We start from the raw sequence: 16771 nt of genomic DNA on the forward strand, positions 1-16771 counted from the left end.
TTTGTCGCTTTGGACAAAGAAATGACGTGCCGCCACGCACAGTGGCTAATAGTGATAAAGAGAAAATCCAACTCACGCAGACCGCTAACGCCGAAAGCAGCAACCCGGCATTAACCTCGACCACTAACCCGAGAACCGACCACCCCGGCATCAACCCCTGACCGCTAACACTGAAACCACCACCCCGGCGCATACCCCTAACCCCAACATCCCATCCCCCCACCACAAAACCCCTCCGGCGACAGCGCCCGCGCCCGGGCCCCTCACCGATGGTACTTGGAATCAACCTCATTAATCGCCGCCACATTGCCAGCGCTACGGCCATTCTCATCGAAGGTCTGCGCCAGAAAAGCATCGGCAATGCTCTTGGCCACCTCCGTCCCAATCACCCGCGAACCCATCGTGATGATCTGCGCATTATTCGACAGCGCCGCGCGTTCCGCCGAATAGGTATCGTGACACAACGCAGCGCGAATTCCGGGTATCTTGTTAGCCGAAATACTGACACCGATCCCCGTGCCACAGACCAGAATAGCCCGGTCGTAATCACCGCGTATCACGCCCGAAGCCACACGATCAGACAAATTCGCATAGAACTCCTTCGGATCTGCCTCATTGGTCGAAACTTCAAAAACCTCAAAGCGGTCCTTAAGGTGTTCAGCCAGCACATGGGCCAGCCCCGCCCCCGCGCTATCTCCGGCAACTGCAAGTTTCATGATGATCTCCTTCAGTTTGAAGTTCCACGCATGCGGACAGCTCAGAGCACCGCCCTGACACGCTCCAGGATGTCCAGATACCCATTCACGTCCCAGGCAGAGCGCCCAATGAACAGTCCGTCAATATGTTCGCAAGCAGCGAGTTCAGCACAGTTGCCGGGGTTGACCGAGCCGCCATAAAGGCACGGTACACGGCGGCCAAGAATGTCTCGCGCCACCGCGATGATCTCCGCCTGCCGAGCATCGGCATAGTCGGCACTGGCCGGTATGCCGCCCTCGCCGATAGCCCAAACCGGCTCGTACGCGAGCAGGATCGGGGCCGTGTGTTGTTCCGGCGTCAATCGAGCCAGCGCGCCGCGTACTTCGGCAGCCAGCACGTCGGCTGCTCGCCCGCCTTCGCGATCGGCAAGCGTCTCGCCAATGCAGATCAGCGGCGTCAACCCGTGGCGCACCGCCGCCTCGACCTTCAGTCCTACCGTGACATCGGCCTCGCCAAAATGTTCGCGCCGCTCGGAGTGACCGAGTTCGACCAGATCCATGGCGCAATCGACCAGCATCGACGGTGAGATTTCACCGGTCCAGGCGCCATGATCGGCCCAGTGCATGTTCTGCGCGCCGACCTTCACCGTGGTATCCGCGAGTATTGCCTTGACTTCGCGGATCGCGGTGAAGGGCGGAATCACGAAGCGCTGCATCCGCGGGTCGGCGGCGCCGGTGAGCAGACCCTCGGCGAAAGCGCGCGCCTCCGCCAGGGTCTTGTTCATTTTCCAGCTGGTACCGATCCAGAAAGGGGAATGGGTCATGATGATGTCGTCAATCAGATGCACGAACTGGCGCTGCTGCGCGCCGCGCCGGGGTGAGTCGTACCACCCCGGTGCGCAGGGTGAAAAACCGCAAGCGCCCTTCGGCGGGCTGCGGGTTCAAGCCGTAGCATCACTTCGAAAGCGTAAATGCAGAGGTGTACTTATCCACGTTAGCCTTGGTGATAAGAATGCAATCGAAGAGCTGCTTTTCAGTCTTGGCGCCCGTCTTGCCGGTCTTCAGAAACTGATCGGCCTCTTGCACCGCCTTGACCGAAAACGTGGCAACCGGTTGCAGTACCGTGTACTGCAACTCGCCGGCCTTGACCGCTGCAACCGCCGTCGGCGAACCGTCAAAACCACCCACCTTGATGCTCGAGAGTTTGCCCGCTTGCTTAAGCGCGGCAATCCCACCCAGCGCCATTTCGTCGTTGCCGCTGATCACACCAATGATGTCCGGGTGCGCTTGCAACAGGCTCTGCATGGCGTTAAAGCCCTTGGTGCGATCCCAGTCAGCCACTTGCGATCCGACCTTCTTCAGATCGGGATACTGACTGAGCACGGACGTGTAGCCGTTGGAACGCGTGGCGGCATTGTTGTCGGACGGCGAGCCGAGCAGCTCGACGTAGTTGCCCTTCGACCCGACGTCCTTCACCCATTGCTGCGCGCCCAGCGCCGCACCCTGTGCATTGTTGGAAACGAGCTGCGCCTTGGCCAGGCCCTCCTGGTTGATCTCGGCATTGACGAGGAAAACCGGAATATTGGCAGCCACCGCTTTTTTCACCGCACCGACGGACCCGCTGGCATTCGCCGGATCAAGAATGATCGCGACCGATTTGTTGGTGATGGCGGTGTCGATCAGTTGGCTCTCGGCGTTGGTGTCGCCCTTCGAAGCCGCAACGTTCGCGGTGTATCCGAGCCTCTTCGCCTCGGCGGCGGCAACGTTGCCTTCGGTGAGCCAGTAGGGGTTCGAGGGATCGTTGACGATGATGGTCACGAGCCCTCCCGCTGCATGAGCCTGGCTTGCGAACAAAGGCGCAGCCAAGGCGACGGCGGCGGCGAGCAGCAGGGTTCTTCTCTTGGTTGTCATGGTAAGTCTCCTTTTATGATTAGTGATGGCGTCGGGATAAGACATTCTTCTCGGGGTCCGGTGGCGCGGCTCAGGCCTTGCCGCCTTGTGGAGAAGTGGGTTGACCGGCGGTCGGCGCAGGGCGCTTGACGCGGCGGCGATATTGAATGGCGTTGAGCAACACCGCGAGCACGATGACCGCACCGGTGAACACCGTTTGCCAGTAGGAGGAAATGCCGATGATCACGAGGCCGTCGGACAGGAAACCGATCACGAAGGCGCCGAGCAGCGTTCCGCGGATGTTGCCGGTGCCGCCCATCAGTGACGCGCCTCCTATCACCACGGCGGCGATGGCCGTCAGTTCATAGGTCGTGCCGGCCGTCGGACCTGCGGACGTGAGCTGCGAGGACAGGATCAACCCGGCGATGGCGGCACAGACGCCGGACATCATGTACACGCTGATCTGCACTCTTTTCACCGGAACGCCGGAGAGCTGGGCTGCGCGCTCGTTGCCGCCGGAGGCGTAGAGCCAGCGACCGAAGGCGGTGCGGGTAAGCATGACGCTGCCCAAGATCCCGATGACCGCGAGGATCAGGACGCCGACGGGGACATTGAACAGACGGTCAAAGCCGAGCCCATTGAATCCGACATTACCCAGATCCGCGTGGCCGCCCAGGTTGTTGTAGGTCAGGCCGTTGGTCATCAGGAGAGCAAGTCCCCGTACCACATACATCACCCCGAGCGTGGCGACGAAGGCCGGCACTTTGAAACGCGCGATAAGCACGCCATTAACCAGGCCGATGAAAGCGCCAAGCAGGCAGCACAGCACCACCACGACCCAGACCGCCGGATACAGCACGACACCAAACAGGTTCAGCGTCACACCCTGCAGGAAGAACCCCGCGACCACGCCGGACAGGCCGAGCGTGGACCCGACCGACAGGTCGATTCCGCCGTTGATGATCACCAGCAGCATGCCAATTGCGAGGATGCCGTAGATGGCCACATGCGAGGCCATCGTAAGGAAGTTTTCGACTGCGAAGTAATACGGCGAGAGAAACGAAAATACGATGATGATCACGATCAGCGCAAAGAATGCACGTCCTTCGAGCAGCATCTTGCCGATGTCGAAACCGTCGCCGAACCGGCTGGCGCGGGTTGACGTGGAAGTTTTGGCGGAGTCGTTCATGTTCAGGTCTCCAGGCATTTCTATGATCAGATCACCACGGCTTCGCCGGAGGCGGCCATGATCTGGTCTTTGGTGGCATCAGTGCCGAATTCTGCGGAAATCTTGCCGCGGCGCATGACGACGATGCGATGCGCGATGCTCAGGCATTCACCCACTTCGGACGTGGAGAACACCACGGCCAGGCCTTTCGTGGCGCTCTCGCTGAGCAGGCGAAAGACTTCTGCCTTGGCGCCGATATCAATGCCACGGCTGGGTTCGTCGAGCAGAATGACTTTTGGACGCGTAGCGAGCATCTTGCCGATGACAACCTTTTGCTGGTTGCCGCCCGACAACGAGCCGATAGGCGCACCCGGGCCCGCCGTCTTGACGTGAACGTTCCGGATCGACTGGTCGACGAGCGCACGCTCGCGGGAGAAGGACAGCAGCAACCCTCTGACGAAGGTGCCGATGCTCGCGAGCGACAGGTTGGCGCCGACGTTCATGGTCGGCACCAGGCCATCGCGCTGGCGATCCTCCGGCACCAGCACAAGGCCCCTGCCAATACGTCCGGCGATGCTCAAGGGGGCAATGTCCTCGCCTTCGAGAAGGACCTTTCCACCCGTCACCGCAGAGCGGCCGGCCACAGCCTCAAGCAGTTCCGTGCGCCCTGCCCCCATCAATCCGTAGATGCACACGATCTCGCCCGCTCGCACGTCGAGTGACAAATGGTCAACCACGGAAATGCCGGACCCGGCGTCATCGGCAACGCTGACATCTTCGATAGCCAGTGCTACGTCACCGAACGCGTAGCCTGTCGGCGGCGAACCGAGATCGAAGTTCTCTCCCACCATGTTGCGCACGATCCACGCGAGGTCGATATCGCGGGCTTCGGCCGTTGCCGTCATCCTGCCGTCGCGCAACACCACCGCGTAGTCGGTGATTTGCAGCGCCTCTTCGAGATGATGCGAGATGTAGACAATCGACACGCCGCGGCTGGTCAGATCGCGGATCACCTTGAAGAGCACCTCGACCTCGGACGCGCTCAGCGCTGAAGTCGGCTCATCCATGATGAGGATGCGCGATTGCACGGAGAGCGCGCGAGCAATTTCGACGACCTGCTGCTGGCCCAGGCGCAAATCCTGCACGCGCGTCAACGGGTCGATTTCCTCCTCGAGATCGGCCATCAGCGCCCGCGCCTGCCGCGCTTCTTCGGCGAAGTTCACGCCGGTCGCCGAGCGCAGTTCCCGGCCCATGAAGATGTTGTCACGCACGCTGAGGTTGGGCGCGAGGCTCAACTCCTGATGGATGATCGAGATACCGTGATCGCGCGCATCATTTGACGAAGCAAAAGCGACGCGCTGACCATCGAGTTCGATATGTCCCGATGTGGGCCTCTCCACTCCGGCGAGAATCTTCATCAAGGTCGATTTGCCCGCGCCGTTCTCGCCGAACAAAGTGGTGACCTTGCCGCGATGGATGTCGAAATTCACACCCTTCAGCGCATGCACGCCGCCATACGACTTGACGATGTCGCGTGCCGACAGCAGGACTTCGCCGGCCGCGGATTGGGTTTGGGAGGGTTGGTTCAGGGTGCTCATTTCACGTCCAGCTTCACCGGCGTCACCAGCCAGCCATTCGGATTGATCAACTGGAATACGCCCACAACGGAGATAGTTTTGCCCGTCAGCTTGGCCGCATCGACCTTCGACAGCACCGCCTTTTTCATCGCCGTGTTGATCGCGTATCCGGCGTTCTGATAGTCGATCTGGTTGGTGAATTGCTCAAAGCTGATGGTGCCGGTTGCGTCGCGCAAGTCGGTGCCGTTGATCGCCGGGCCGGTCTGCACGCGGATGATCACCGAGTCAGGCACGTTCGGCACCTTCACGGTATAGATCCCGCTGTCCTCACTACCTGCCACGCCGTCGAACTTGACCGAGATTTCAGGGCCAATGCCGCCGCCTGCCACGCCGTACTGCTTGCCGGCGGCGTCCTGGTCCTTGGCGATTGCCGCGGCCAGTGTGTCGGCGCTGACCGCGCGACTCTCGATTGCCGCCTGTGTTTTCGGAAATTGCGCCTCGCCGTAGGCAGCGGGATCGAAAGTCTTGACTTGGGTATCGCTGGCAGACCCGATCTTCACGGCCTTGGTGCTCAAGGCCATCGCTACGATCAGAATCACCGCCAGCACCGCGGCGATTGCTGCGCGCACGCCGCGCCGGGAGCGACGATTTATCGTTGGGCTAATTGTGCTCATGAGAACACCTCCTGACCTTCTGAACTACGGAAATGCAAAGCGGGCGTGGTGCTGAATCCTTCCGCGTCCACCGCGCATAAGGGCTTACTGTCCCGGTCACGCCTGTCGTCTGTCAGTTCATGCTGTGCCACGTTGCCCCCAATCTTCAGCGATCACATTGAGTACTATCGTCGCGGACGCCGCCCCCGGATCGATATGTCCAAGACTGCGCTCACCGAGCCGCGCCGATCGCCCCTTGGTCGCTACCATCGATTTGGTGGACTCAGCGCCTTCCGTTGCTGCGTCGCGTATCCGCGTCATGATCTCGCGCAGCGGCAGCCCGCTCGCCATGCCTTGCTCCGCCGCTGCGGCGGCAGGCGTCCAGACGTCGACCATGGTCTTTTCGCCCTGCTCCGCCTTGCCACGCGACCGGATGCCATCGGCCATCGCTATGATCAGCGTCGGCGCTTCGATCATCGGCATTTCTGCGCGTGCTCCAGCCGCCTTGGCCGCACGCATGAACGCGGTGGCGTAAAGCGGCCCCGACGACGCGCCGACCGCGTTCAGGAATCCCTTCGCCGCCGCGTTGAATTGATCGGCAAGCGTGGCTTCCTCAGACAGCGCATCAATCGCAGAGGATGCCGCAGCAAATCCGTCCGCCATCGCGATACCGTGGTCGGCATCGCCGATCACACCGTCGAGCCGGCACAGCTCATCTCGCGCCGCGCCAATGGTTTCCGCGAGCTGGCGGAACAAGCGCGCAATGTCACCGGTCGTCAGCATCGCCAGCCTCCTGTTGGTACATCGCGCACTTGCACGGATGATCCAGCAAGCGCTGCAGTTCCTCGTCAAGATGAATCAGCGTGATCGAGGCGCCGGCCATTTCGAGCGATGTACACAGCGGCCCGACCAGCGTGCGATGTACGATCAACCCAGCCTCCGCCAATCGCTGCGAGACGCGGCGGTTCATGATGTACAGCTCCATCAGCGGCGTTGCGCCAAGCGAGTTCACCAGCACCGCCACGCGGTCTCCCTTCTCCGCGCCCATCTCAGCCAGGATGGCGTCCATGATCTCGTCAACCACGGCATCGGCTGGACGTAGCTCCTCGCGGCGCATCCCCGGCTCGCCGTGAATGCCCATGCCGATTTCCATCTCGCCCGCGGCGATGTCGAAATTCGCGCGCCGCGTCTGAGGCAACGAACACGGCGCAAGCGCTACGCCTAACGTGAAGGTGCGGGCGTTGGCGTGACGCGCCACCCGCTCCACCTCGTCCAGTGACATCATCAGATCGGCTGCCGCACCGGCAGCTTTGAAAATGAACACGTTGCCTGCCACGCCGCGTCGTTGTTCGCGCTGATCGCGCGGCGCGGAGGCAATGTCATCGGTGGTCAGCACCGTGCGCGCCTCGACGCCCTCCAACTCAAGCAACTCCGTAGCCATGTCGAAATTCATCACGTCGCCGGCATAGTTGCCGTACATGAACAGCACCCCGGCACCTCCGTGCGTGGCCAGTGCCGCATCGACGGCCGGTTGCGGCGGCGGCGAGGCGAAGACATTGCCGACCGCCGCTGCGTCGGCCAATCCCTTGCCGACAAAACCCAAAAAAGTCGGCTCGTGCCCCGATCCGCCGCCGATCACCAGCGCCACTTTTCCGGGGCGCGGTCCGTGGCGCGCGACGATCGCACGCGGCGCACCGTCGAGGCGTTGCAGCAAGTCGCCGTGTGCGGCCATCACGCCGTCCAGCATCTCGTCGACGGCGGCATTGCCGTCGTTGATCAGTTTCTGTGTCATCGCGCCTTGCATCGCAGTCACGTCCTTCAAATGTTCAGGTCGGAAACGCCGGTATCGAAATGCGGAGCCCAGAACGCCACCGATTCAGCGATCTGCTCGACGACCTGTCGATCCTTCGGTTCGCGTTCCTTGAACGACAACTCCAGACATATTTCGTTATCCTTTCCACCGCCTTCCTGAAGCGCTGAGATCAGCGGAGCGGGCTGAATACGGCCACGCGCATTGAACTCGGCAGTGAACGGATGATGGCCGCCCTTGTCCATCAACGATTGCTTGATATGGATGATCGGCGAGACACGCGGCACCGCGCGTGCCCAGGCATAGGGATCGAAGTCATCGGGGTTCGCGCTGGTAATGTCGCCGTGATCTATGTCGGCCATCATCCACATAGGCACCGCCATGTTTGCAGCGCTCAACCGTTTTTGCAGCGCCAAACACGCGGCGATCGTCTCGCCGAACTCGCGCCCGACCGACATCGGCTCCCAGAACACGTATTGCAACCCGGCGGCCTTGGCGTGTTCGGCGACCTCGGCCCAGCAATCGATGGCGGTCTGGATCAGCGCCTCGCGCCGGTTGATATCGTCGTAGTCGCGGTAGGTAAAGATGGCGAACTGGGTGCCGATTGACTTGCCGCCCAGATCGGCGGTGATGTCCGCGAATGTCTTGAACCAGTCGACGTAATAGCGCCGCACGTCGGCATCCGGATGCCCGAAGTGGTTCAGCCGCCCGTAGGGGCCGGTCATGCCCGAGGTGATCCGCACACCGGTTCGCGCCATCGCCGCGCGCATCTGGCGCGTAAGACGCCGCGTCACTGCAGCGGGCCACGACGGGTTGATGAATTCGTGCGTGAGCTGCACGTCGCGGATCTTCATCTTGTGCGCGATGGCGTCGATGAGATCATCCGGCTCGGCGAAGCGATTCACCAATGGGTTGGTGTTGAGTGCGAGCGTGAAAGCCATTTTCGTCTCGTGTTGTCTCGTGTTGTAGGTGGATCGATCGTGGCTCGGCTCAGGCGGATTTTCTGTCGAGGCCGTCGAACCAGGCACCGAACGCAGCCGTTTGCTCAGTACTCATGTGCAGTCCGTGCTTGGTGCGCCGCGTCAGGATGTCCGGCACCGTCTCGGCCCACTCATTCGTCATGAGGTAGCGCACTTCCGCCTCGTAGAAATTCGGTCCGAACTGTCGACCGAGATCGGCAACCGAGTTGGCGGAGTCGATCACCTGCGCCGTGCGTGCACCGTAGGTTCGCGCGTAATGAAGCATCAAAGCCCGCGGCAGCCAGGCAAACTCGCGCTGCAAACGCGCAATGAATTGCGGCACGTCGGCGTTCTCGATCTCACCGCCGGGCAGCGTCGCCGTGGCCGTCCAGTCTTTCCCCATGTCGGGAAAAGTCGACCGCAGGTGTTGCAACGCGTGCTCGGAGAGCTTGCGAAAAGTCGTGATCTTGCCGCCGAAGACGTTGAGCAGAGGCGCGCCGCCAGTGGTATCGAGATCGAACACATAGTCGCGCGTCACCGCTGAAGGATTGCCTTTGCCGTCGTCGTAAAGCGGGCGCACGCCCGAGAAGGTCTGCACCACGTCCTGGCGCCGCAGCGGCTGCTTGAAGTAACGATTCACCGCCGCCAGCAGGTAGTCGACTTCCGCTTCATCGATCGCCACGTTTTCCGGCGCACCGTTCCAGGGGATATCCGTGGTGCCGATGAGCGCCTTGTCCCCTTCGTAGGGATTGATGAAAATCACGCGCTTGTCATGGTTCTGCACCAGGTAGGAATGCGGACCGTCCCAGAACTTCGGCGTGACGATATGGCTGCCCTTGACCAGCCGCACCTTGCGGGTCGAATGACCGCCTGCCACGCGCTCGATGACATCGGCCACCCAAGGCCCCGCGGCATTGACCAGGGCCCGGGCGGTGACCACACGTGTGGCGCCGGTGCGCGTGTTACGCAACTCGATGCGCCACGCGCCACCTTCGCGCCGCGCCGAGGTACACGCTGTGCGCGTGAACACCTGCGCGCCGCGCTGCGCCGCATCCACCGCGTTGAGCACCACGAGGCGCGCGTCATCGACCCAGCAGTCGGAATATTCGAAACCCCTGCGGTACTGGTCCTTGATCGGCGCGCCTTCGGGACTGCGCAGCAGGTCGAGGGTTCGCGTGCCCGGCAGCTTCTTGCGCCCGCCAAGGTGATCGTATAAAAACAAGCCTAGCCGAACCAGCCACGCCGGGCGATCGTCCGGACTATGCGGAAGCACGAAACGCATCGGCCAGATGATGTGCGGCGCGGCGTTGAGCAGCACTTCGCGCTCGATCAACGCCTCGCGCACGAGCCGAAATTCGTAGTACTCAAGGTAGCGCAGCCCGCCATGCACCAGCTTACCCGAGCGCGACGAGGTACCCTGCGCCAGGTCATCCTTCTCGCACAGGATCACCGACAGCCCGCGGCCCGCGGCATCGCGCGCAATGCCCGCGCCGTTGATGCCGCCGCCAATGACGAACAGGTCGACCATCTGGCTGTCGCTCATCTCACCACCCTCCGTTCGACTTCTTGCCTGACCGCGCCAAGGGCGTCGAGATGACTCCTGCCCCTCGCCTGCCGTGCCATTGCATCCCACACGGGTTCCAAAGCGCGTCGCGCCTCCCGGTACACAGGGAACGCCTGCGAGTAGGTCATCACAAGGTCCTGATCGGGCGTCTCGACCGGTCCCAACAGCGGCGTGACCCAATCGGCGATGCACGCCTGCATGTCGGGATAAACGCCAAGCGCGACCGCTGCCATCATGGCCGCACCGGCCGCGCCCGCCTCTTCGCGCGTGGACGTTCGCACCGGAGCGCCGACCACCGCGCCGAGCACCGCACGCACCGCACGCGACCGGGTCGCACCGCCGGTCAGGCGCAACTCCGCCGGCATCGCGCCGCCCATTGCCGCGTAGCAGTCGCGCGCGGCCATCCCGAGCCCCTCGACTACGGCAAGCAACAAATCCGGGAAACGGCTTTCGCTTGTGAGTCCTATGAAGTTGGCGCGCGCGTTGGCGTTGACGAACGGGCCGCGCTCGCCCGCGTCGGAGATATAGGGGTGGTAAAGGTGCGCGCCCGGACGGCCGGCTTGCAGCCATCCATCGATGCGTTTCACCCGATCAACTTGCGATAGCTGCGTGCCGAATTCCGCGAGCAGGTCGCATGCCAGATTCAAAACCCAGTCGACGTTCAGGGTCGCAGCCATGTTCGACTGAACCTGCGCCGACATACCTGGTATTGGCAGCGGGATGACGTACCCGGTGCTCTCGTCGTTCAGGTACACGTCGCTGTTCTGCACTGCACGCATATGCATTCCCGTCGACCCGATGATCGAGCAGGTGGCGCCGACGGCACCAGCGGTATGGATGCCCGCGCCCAACGCCGTCAGCACGATGTCGACGAACCCCAGGCACACCGGCGTGCCAGCCAGCAGGCCCGTTGCCGCCGCGGCTTCAGGCGACAGCGCATGGGTGAGCTCGGTGCCATCGACAATCTCGGGCAACAAGCCACGCCGCGCCGTCAGCCCGAGGGCGTCGATCACCGAGTCGTCATAGCGCCGGGTGCGGAAGTTGCCATAAGTGAAGCTCGCCTCCGACGGATCCGTTGCGCGCACCCCGGTGAGATTGAGATACAGCCAGTCCTTGCAATGCAGCGCGACTTCGGAGCGGTCGAGCACGTCGGGCGTCGTTGCCGCCATATGCGCGATCTGCGCGCCCTGACTGCACGCCGCCAGCCCGGTACCGGTGGCCTCGAATCGAGCACGGCTTGCCGCGCTGCCCTGTAGCCGCAGCACGGTATCCGCGGCACGCGCGTCCAGCCATAGCCAGGCGTCGCTCGCGGGCCTGTTGTCCGCGCCGACCAGCCAGGTACCGTCGCCCTGCCCCGTCACCGCCACCGCCGCGGTGCGCCGTGCCAGGCCCTCGACCTTGGCGCCAAGATCACGCAGCGTCTGCGCGCAATCCGCCCAGGTCTGGTCCAGCGACTGAAAGGCTGCGCCATCGGCACTCGTGGTATAGCGGTTAGGAACCGATGCAACGGCGATCTGCCGCCCTGCCAGATCGAAGGCCACCGCCTTGATGACCGAGGTGCCGGCGTCGATACCGACCAGGAGATCGCGTCCGACGCTAGCCATCACGCTGCCTCCTCGCTGAGTGTTCCATCATTCAGCGCCAGGGCAGTGGCTTCATCGGTGATCAACCCGCTGAGAAGGCCGCTGTTCAGAACGGCACGGATCGCCTCTATTTTTTCAGCGCCACCCGCGATGGCGACGATTCGCCGGCCGGTCAGATCAGCGAGATTGGGGGCCACCGTGCGCGCAGCCAACGATGTTTCAACGGATTTTCCGGCGTGATCGAAAAAGTGACCGAGCACCTCGCCCAGGCCACCCATGTCGCGCACTTCGTGAATTTCTGCTGGCTCGATCATCTGCGACGCAACGAGTTGCGCGTCGGGCTGTGCGGTGCCGATACCGACGATCATCAGGTCCGCATGCGCGGCCAGATCGAACACCTCGCGCACGCCGCGCTGCGACAGCAATACCTCCCGGTCTTCAGCCGTATTGGCGAAAAATGGCAGCGGCAGCACATAAGATACGGCGCCGGTTTTTTCCGCCAGACGGTGGATCACATCGTACGGATTCGCCGTGTAGTTGCGCGTGACCCCGCCCAGCAGCGACACGAAACGCACCTTGCCGGCATCCATGCGCGGCATGTCGGCCACGACGGCCGCAAGCGTACGGCCATGCCCCATGCCGATCACCCCCCCTTGGCGAGCCGCGATCTCGCGTTGCAGGAAGTGCGCTCCGGCTACGCCCAAGGCACGCAGCGGCAGGCCAACCTCGTGCAGATCCGGCACCACCTCGCAATACGCAAGCCCGTAACGATCGGCAATTTCCGCTTCCAGCACGACGCATTCCGCCACGTCGCCGTCGATGGTGACCTTCACCGCGCCGCTCTGGTTGGCGCGCGTGATAAGCCGATGCGCCTTGACGTTGCTTACCCCAAGGCGCATGGCGACATCGGCCTGCGTCTGCCCTGCGGCGTAATGTAACCACGCCGCTCTGATAGCGAGACTGTCTTCGGCATCACGCCTGTCGGCGGATTTCGTCATGTCTTCTCCACGTGCAAAACGAAAATTGATTTTTTTTTCGTCTGCTGTAATTTATTTCATCTTTGCCAAGGATAGCAAGCAAATGCTCGGTTGCCATCCGCTATAACCCTTACTCGATATGCGTCATGCTCCCGAAAGCTTGGCCGCCTGGATCGAGGGTCTAGGCTGCAATGGCGCGGTTCAGGGATTTTTTTGATGGCCGTTTGAACAGGCCGGCTGCGTGGGATGATTTGCGCTCGACATGACGGATGGATGAGCGATGAACATCGACCCTTTGAGCGACGGCAAGATAATCGAGTCATGGAAGCGGAACGCTTCGCACTGGACGAATGCGGTACGTGCCGGCGAAATCGAGAGCCGCCGATTGGTGACCGATCGCGCAATCCTGGACGCGGTCCTCGCGTGCAGGCCGCGGACCGTTATAGATATCGGTTGTGGCGAAGGCTGGCTTGCCCTTGCGCTCCAGCAGAATGGGATCGAGGTAACAGCAATAGATGGCGTGCCGGCATTAGCCCTCGCCGCGAAGCAGGCGGGCGTGATCGACAGCCGCGTGATGTCTTACGAAGAGATTGCAGAAGGGCGGCTCAAACTTGGCGCCGATGTCGTGGTCTGCAATTTCTCATTGCTCGGCAAGGAATCGGTAGAGGGTCTGCTGCGGGCCATTCCAATGTTGCTTACGCCGGATGGGGCCTTGATCGTACAAACGCTGCATCCGCTTGTTTCATGCGGTGATCTGCCGTACGTGGACGGCTGGCGGACAGGTTCACGGGCAGGGTTTGGTCCCGAATTCAGCGATGCCCCGCCCTGGTACTTCAGGACATTGGGAACGTGGCTCGAACTCATAGGGACTAGCGGACTGACGCTTCGCGCACTGCAAGAGCCGATAGACCCGCGAACTCGCAGGCCAGCATCCGTGGTGTTTCGTGCGCATCGGATTGGATGACTGACCTCAACCACGCGCTACACGGACTGCAACGCCAATACGATCATGGTCATGAGAGACACGACGAAGATCGAGGCGCCAATCGTTTTGCGGCGAGTGAGTTCGGTCCAAAGCAACACGCCGGTGAGCGACAGCAGAATGAGGCTGCCCGCGATCGAATCCGCAAACAGGATCCAGCCGACACCGGCTCCTTCGGAGCGATGCAAGCCTTCAAGAGTGCTTATCAAACCCTGATCACGGCGTTCGACGCTGACAAGGTTGCTACCTTTCCACATATCCGCCGTTACCAGATAATGCGGCGCGATGAAGCGGACCACCCAGTGTTCGGGCTGGATCACGGATTGGTCGCCCCACGTGACGGGTTTAGCCTTTTCACGCGTCACTCGCTCGGCAGGCCGGTCGAGCTTCAATTCGGCCTGTAGATACTGCGCGAGTTCAGCAGGCGATTTCGGCGGCGGCGTCGGAATGGCGACCTGGATTGTCGATACGCTCTGACCGCCGACCTTGATCTTCATCGTTGCGCGATGATTCTGGAGAATTCCTGTCACACCAAAGAGCAGGCCGAGTACCGCGCCCCACAATCCAATCCAGCCGTGGACGCGGCGCAGCCACTTAAGAAAGGTGCTGCGGCGAGAGCGCGATTTCTGCGCCCTGTCTTGGGGTCCCGCCGCCGGTTCGACGTTGGTTTTCAGTGTGCTTGCGTGCATGGTTTCGTCCGGGTTTGCTTGGGGGAAGGCGCAAAGCGCTAGAAATCGAATGTCGAACTAAGCTCGAGCGTGCGCCCAAGGCCGACACCGATCTGGTTCGATCCGACGGCGCTCCAGTAACGCTTGTTGGTCGCGTTTTCGAGGTTCGCCTGGATCGTCGCCCGCTTGCCGAAGAGTCGCGTCGTGTAGCGCAGGCCGGCGGTCAACAGCGTATAGCCGCCGATCGAGGCCTGGTCGAGATCGTTCACAGCGCGAGGCCCGATGTAGTACAGGCCGCCGTTGATCGAGAGTCCAGCGACGGCTGGTATGCGGTAGTCGGCAAACAGGCTCGCTGTGACGTGAGCAGCGTTTTCGGGTGTCTTTCCTACCAGCGTCGGATCGGGTGAATCGACCTGGGTCGCATCGAGATAGACCGCGGAAGCGATGACCGACAGATCGCGCGTCAGATCCCCTTGCAGTGAAAATTCGACACCTCGATACCGCGCATTGCCGTTCGTCACGAAGACGTTGTCGGCATTGGTATCGGCCGATGGCTGACGCAGGTTGAACAGCGCCACCGACGCAAGCATGTTGTTCGTGACCCGGGTCCGGATGCCGATTTCTTCCTGCTTGCTGACACCCGCAGGCAGGATCTGGTTGGCATTTTCGGCAGTGGCCGGTGCGCTGCCTTCAGACTCCAGCGCCTCGACATAGCTCGCATAGACGCTGGTGTTTGGCGTCACCCTGAAGCTCAGGCTTGCAGACGGTGTTGTCCTGCTGATGTCCGAGTTGGGCGTTCCCGCCTGCGACGTGATGTATTCGGATTGCCGCAGCCCCGGGATGAATTGCAGCCGCGAAGTCAGGTCGATCCGATCGAACACATAGGCGCCACCGTTGCGGACATGCTGCGCGAAGAATTGCTTTGGCGTGCCGCTTGGCGTCAGCGCGGTGATGTCGACGGGGTTGTAAAGGTTTTGCGGCGCAGTGAATGTGTAGGACGTGAAATTCGGCTGATACATCCAGTCCTGCGAGACGCCCATCGTCAGGTCATGACTGATCGAGCCGGTCTTGAACACGCCATTCGTCTCGAGGCGGACTGTCTCGTTCTGATACCGCTGACCATTCTGCTGGGTGGCCTGCACGGTGCCGGCACCCGTTGTCACGTTGTATTTCTGGAAGACCCAGTTCCAGCGGTCGCGCCGTGTGATCGACTCGCCTGCGGCGAGGTTCACGCTCCAGTTGTCCGATAAAGCGTAGTTAGCCCGGAACAGGTTCGTGTCTGCGCTTGAACGCGTCGGATAGCCGGCACCCGACAGCAATTTGTTCGGATTCGGAATACCGGGCAGAGAGATGACGCCCTGCTTGTTCGCCGCGAGCGGCACGATACCCGCCTGCTCGACAACACTGGTCTCGATGTGTTCGAGATCGTACTGCAGTGTAAGGCGGCTGTTCACACGCCAGTCGAGCGCCGCGCTGATGAACTTTCGATAGCCGTGATCACCCTCGATCGGAGTCTCGACATGCTCATCCATCGCATTGACGCGCACGCCGAACTGGTCGTCCGTGCCGAACCGCCGGGCAATGTCGACATGCGTGCCGTACGACCCTCGCGAATCACCGAGCAGCGACACGCTCGTGACCGGCTCGGTGCCGGCGCGCTTGGTCACCATGTTCACGATGCCGGCCGGTGCGGCAAAGCCGTAATAGAGCGCGGACGCCGCTTTCAGTACCTCGACGCGCTCCTTGTCCTCCATCGGCATCCAGATGTTGTTGTCGATCGGAAGGATTCCGTTGAAATAGAAGCTTGCGCGGTTATCGAGCGGGACGCCGCGAATGGAAAGGTTATCGTAAGCAAGACCGCTGAGCTGCTGGCGGGTCACGCCCGCCACGTTGCGCAGCGCGTCGTAGAGACCGGTGTCGCCTTGAGCATCCATCACGCTGCGCGTCACGACATTCACGGTTGCGGGCACGTCCAGCACATCCATTCCGCGATACGGGCCCGTTTCGACTGATGCGGGCGCAAAGCCGTGTGCCCGCTGGCTGGTGACCGTTACCTGAGGAAGCTGCGGAGCGTTGGACTCATCAGTCGTCGGAACTGCTGCGCTGCCGGTTATATCGGCCATCGCAGGCCGTGCTGAGATACCAAACAAGCCCACCGCGAGCAAAGCACTGACGAGCGGAGCTCTTCTATTTTTTCTACCAAGCGGCAAGCGCCTGCCCGCCCCTTTTCTGCGACACATATATA

General features: G+C 61.9%; 15 protein-coding genes. 1 reads left to right on the top strand and 14 read right to left on the bottom strand.

The window, feature by feature from the left end:
- Nucleotides 1-263: 263 nt before the first annotated feature.
- From derI to ACSQ36_RS32470, 12 genes are all read right to left on the bottom strand, one after another.
- Nucleotides 264-716: a D-erythrulose-4-phosphate isomerase gene (derI, locus tag ACSQ36_RS32415; protein WP_436185204.1), complete on the bottom strand. Its 453-nt coding sequence runs from the start codon at nt 714-716 to the stop codon at nt 264-266.
- Nucleotides 717-757: 41 nt separating this feature from the next.
- On the bottom strand, nt 758-1519 hold the full coding sequence (locus ACSQ36_RS32420) for a triose-phosphate isomerase (protein WP_436185205.1): 762 nt from the start codon (nt 1517-1519) through the stop codon (nt 758-760).
- Nucleotides 1520-1649: 130 nt separating this feature from the next.
- Nucleotides 1650-2651: a D-ribose ABC transporter substrate-binding protein gene (locus tag ACSQ36_RS32425; RefSeq protein WP_436185206.1), complete on the bottom strand. Its 1002-nt coding sequence runs from the start codon at nt 2649-2651 to the stop codon at nt 1650-1652.
- Nucleotides 2652-2676: 25 nt separating this feature from the next.
- Nucleotides 2677-3774: an ABC transporter permease gene (locus tag ACSQ36_RS32430; RefSeq protein ID WP_213763770.1), complete on the bottom strand. Its 1098-nt coding sequence runs from the start codon at nt 3772-3774 to the stop codon at nt 2677-2679.
- Between the two features lie 26 nt (nt 3775-3800).
- Nucleotides 3801-5351, bottom strand: coding sequence for a sugar ABC transporter ATP-binding protein (locus tag ACSQ36_RS32435; RefSeq protein ID WP_436185207.1), 1551 nt, complete (start codon nt 5349-5351; stop codon nt 3801-3803).
- Nucleotides 5348-6004 (bottom strand): DUF2291 family protein, encoded by a 657-nt coding sequence (locus ACSQ36_RS32440; protein ID WP_213763772.1) that lies wholly within the window; start codon nt 6002-6004, stop codon nt 5348-5350. The genes ACSQ36_RS32435 and ACSQ36_RS32440 overlap by 4 nt, the downstream gene beginning before the upstream one ends.
- A gap of 117 nt (nt 6005-6121) precedes the next feature.
- Nucleotides 6122-6766, bottom strand: coding sequence for a dihydroxyacetone kinase subunit DhaL (dhaL, locus tag ACSQ36_RS32445; RefSeq protein ID WP_436185208.1), 645 nt, complete (start codon nt 6764-6766; stop codon nt 6122-6124).
- Nucleotides 6750-7775 (bottom strand): dihydroxyacetone kinase subunit DhaK, encoded by a 1026-nt coding sequence (locus ACSQ36_RS32450; protein WP_436185209.1) that lies wholly within the window; start codon nt 7773-7775, stop codon nt 6750-6752. The genes dhaL and ACSQ36_RS32450 overlap by 17 nt, the downstream gene beginning before the upstream one ends.
- A 26-nt stretch (nt 7776-7801) precedes the next feature.
- On the bottom strand, nt 7802-8734 hold the full coding sequence (locus ACSQ36_RS32455; protein ID WP_436185210.1) for a sugar phosphate isomerase/epimerase family protein: 933 nt from the start codon (nt 8732-8734) through the stop codon (nt 7802-7804).
- 49 nt (nt 8735-8783) lie between these two features.
- Nucleotides 8784-10295, bottom strand: coding sequence for a glycerol-3-phosphate dehydrogenase (locus tag ACSQ36_RS32460; RefSeq protein ID WP_213763776.1), 1512 nt, complete (start codon nt 10293-10295; stop codon nt 8784-8786).
- Nucleotides 10292-11920 carry an FGGY-family carbohydrate kinase gene (locus tag ACSQ36_RS32465; RefSeq protein WP_436185211.1) on the bottom strand — a complete coding sequence of 543 codons (1629 nt, stop codon included), beginning with the start codon at nt 11918-11920 and terminating at the stop codon, nt 10292-10294. The genes ACSQ36_RS32460 and ACSQ36_RS32465 overlap by 4 nt, the downstream gene beginning before the upstream one ends.
- A complete protein-coding gene (locus ACSQ36_RS32470; protein WP_213763778.1) occupies nt 11920-12897 on the bottom strand; it encodes a sugar-binding transcriptional regulator in 978 nt (325 codons plus the stop codon). Before ACSQ36_RS32470 ends, ACSQ36_RS32465 begins: the two co-directional genes overlap by 1 nt.
- Nucleotides 12898-13156: 259 nt before the next feature.
- Here ACSQ36_RS32470 and ACSQ36_RS32475 point away from each other — a divergent pair, with 259 nt between their 5' ends.
- Nucleotides 13157-13840 carry a class I SAM-dependent methyltransferase gene (locus ACSQ36_RS32475; protein WP_436185212.1) on the top strand — a complete coding sequence of 228 codons (684 nt, stop codon included), beginning with the start codon at nt 13157-13159 and terminating at the stop codon, nt 13838-13840.
- A 17-nt stretch (nt 13841-13857) separates the two neighbouring features.
- Here ACSQ36_RS32475 and ACSQ36_RS32480 read toward each other — a convergent pair whose 3' ends face one another.
- Together ACSQ36_RS32480 and ACSQ36_RS32485 are read right to left on the bottom strand one after the other, a co-directional pair.
- Nucleotides 13858-14547 carry a PepSY-associated TM helix domain-containing protein gene (locus ACSQ36_RS32480; RefSeq protein ID WP_436185213.1) on the bottom strand — a complete coding sequence of 230 codons (690 nt, stop codon included), beginning with the start codon at nt 14545-14547 and terminating at the stop codon, nt 13858-13860.
- 38 nt (nt 14548-14585) lie between these two features.
- On the bottom strand, nt 14586-16649 hold the full coding sequence (locus ACSQ36_RS32485; protein WP_436185214.1) for a TonB-dependent siderophore receptor: 2064 nt from the start codon (nt 16647-16649) through the stop codon (nt 14586-14588).
- Nucleotides 16650-16771 lie beyond the last annotated feature (122 nt).

The organism is Caballeronia sp. LjRoot34 (assembly GCF_964253815.1).
Lineage (GTDB): Bacteria > Pseudomonadota > Gammaproteobacteria > Burkholderiales > Burkholderiaceae > Caballeronia.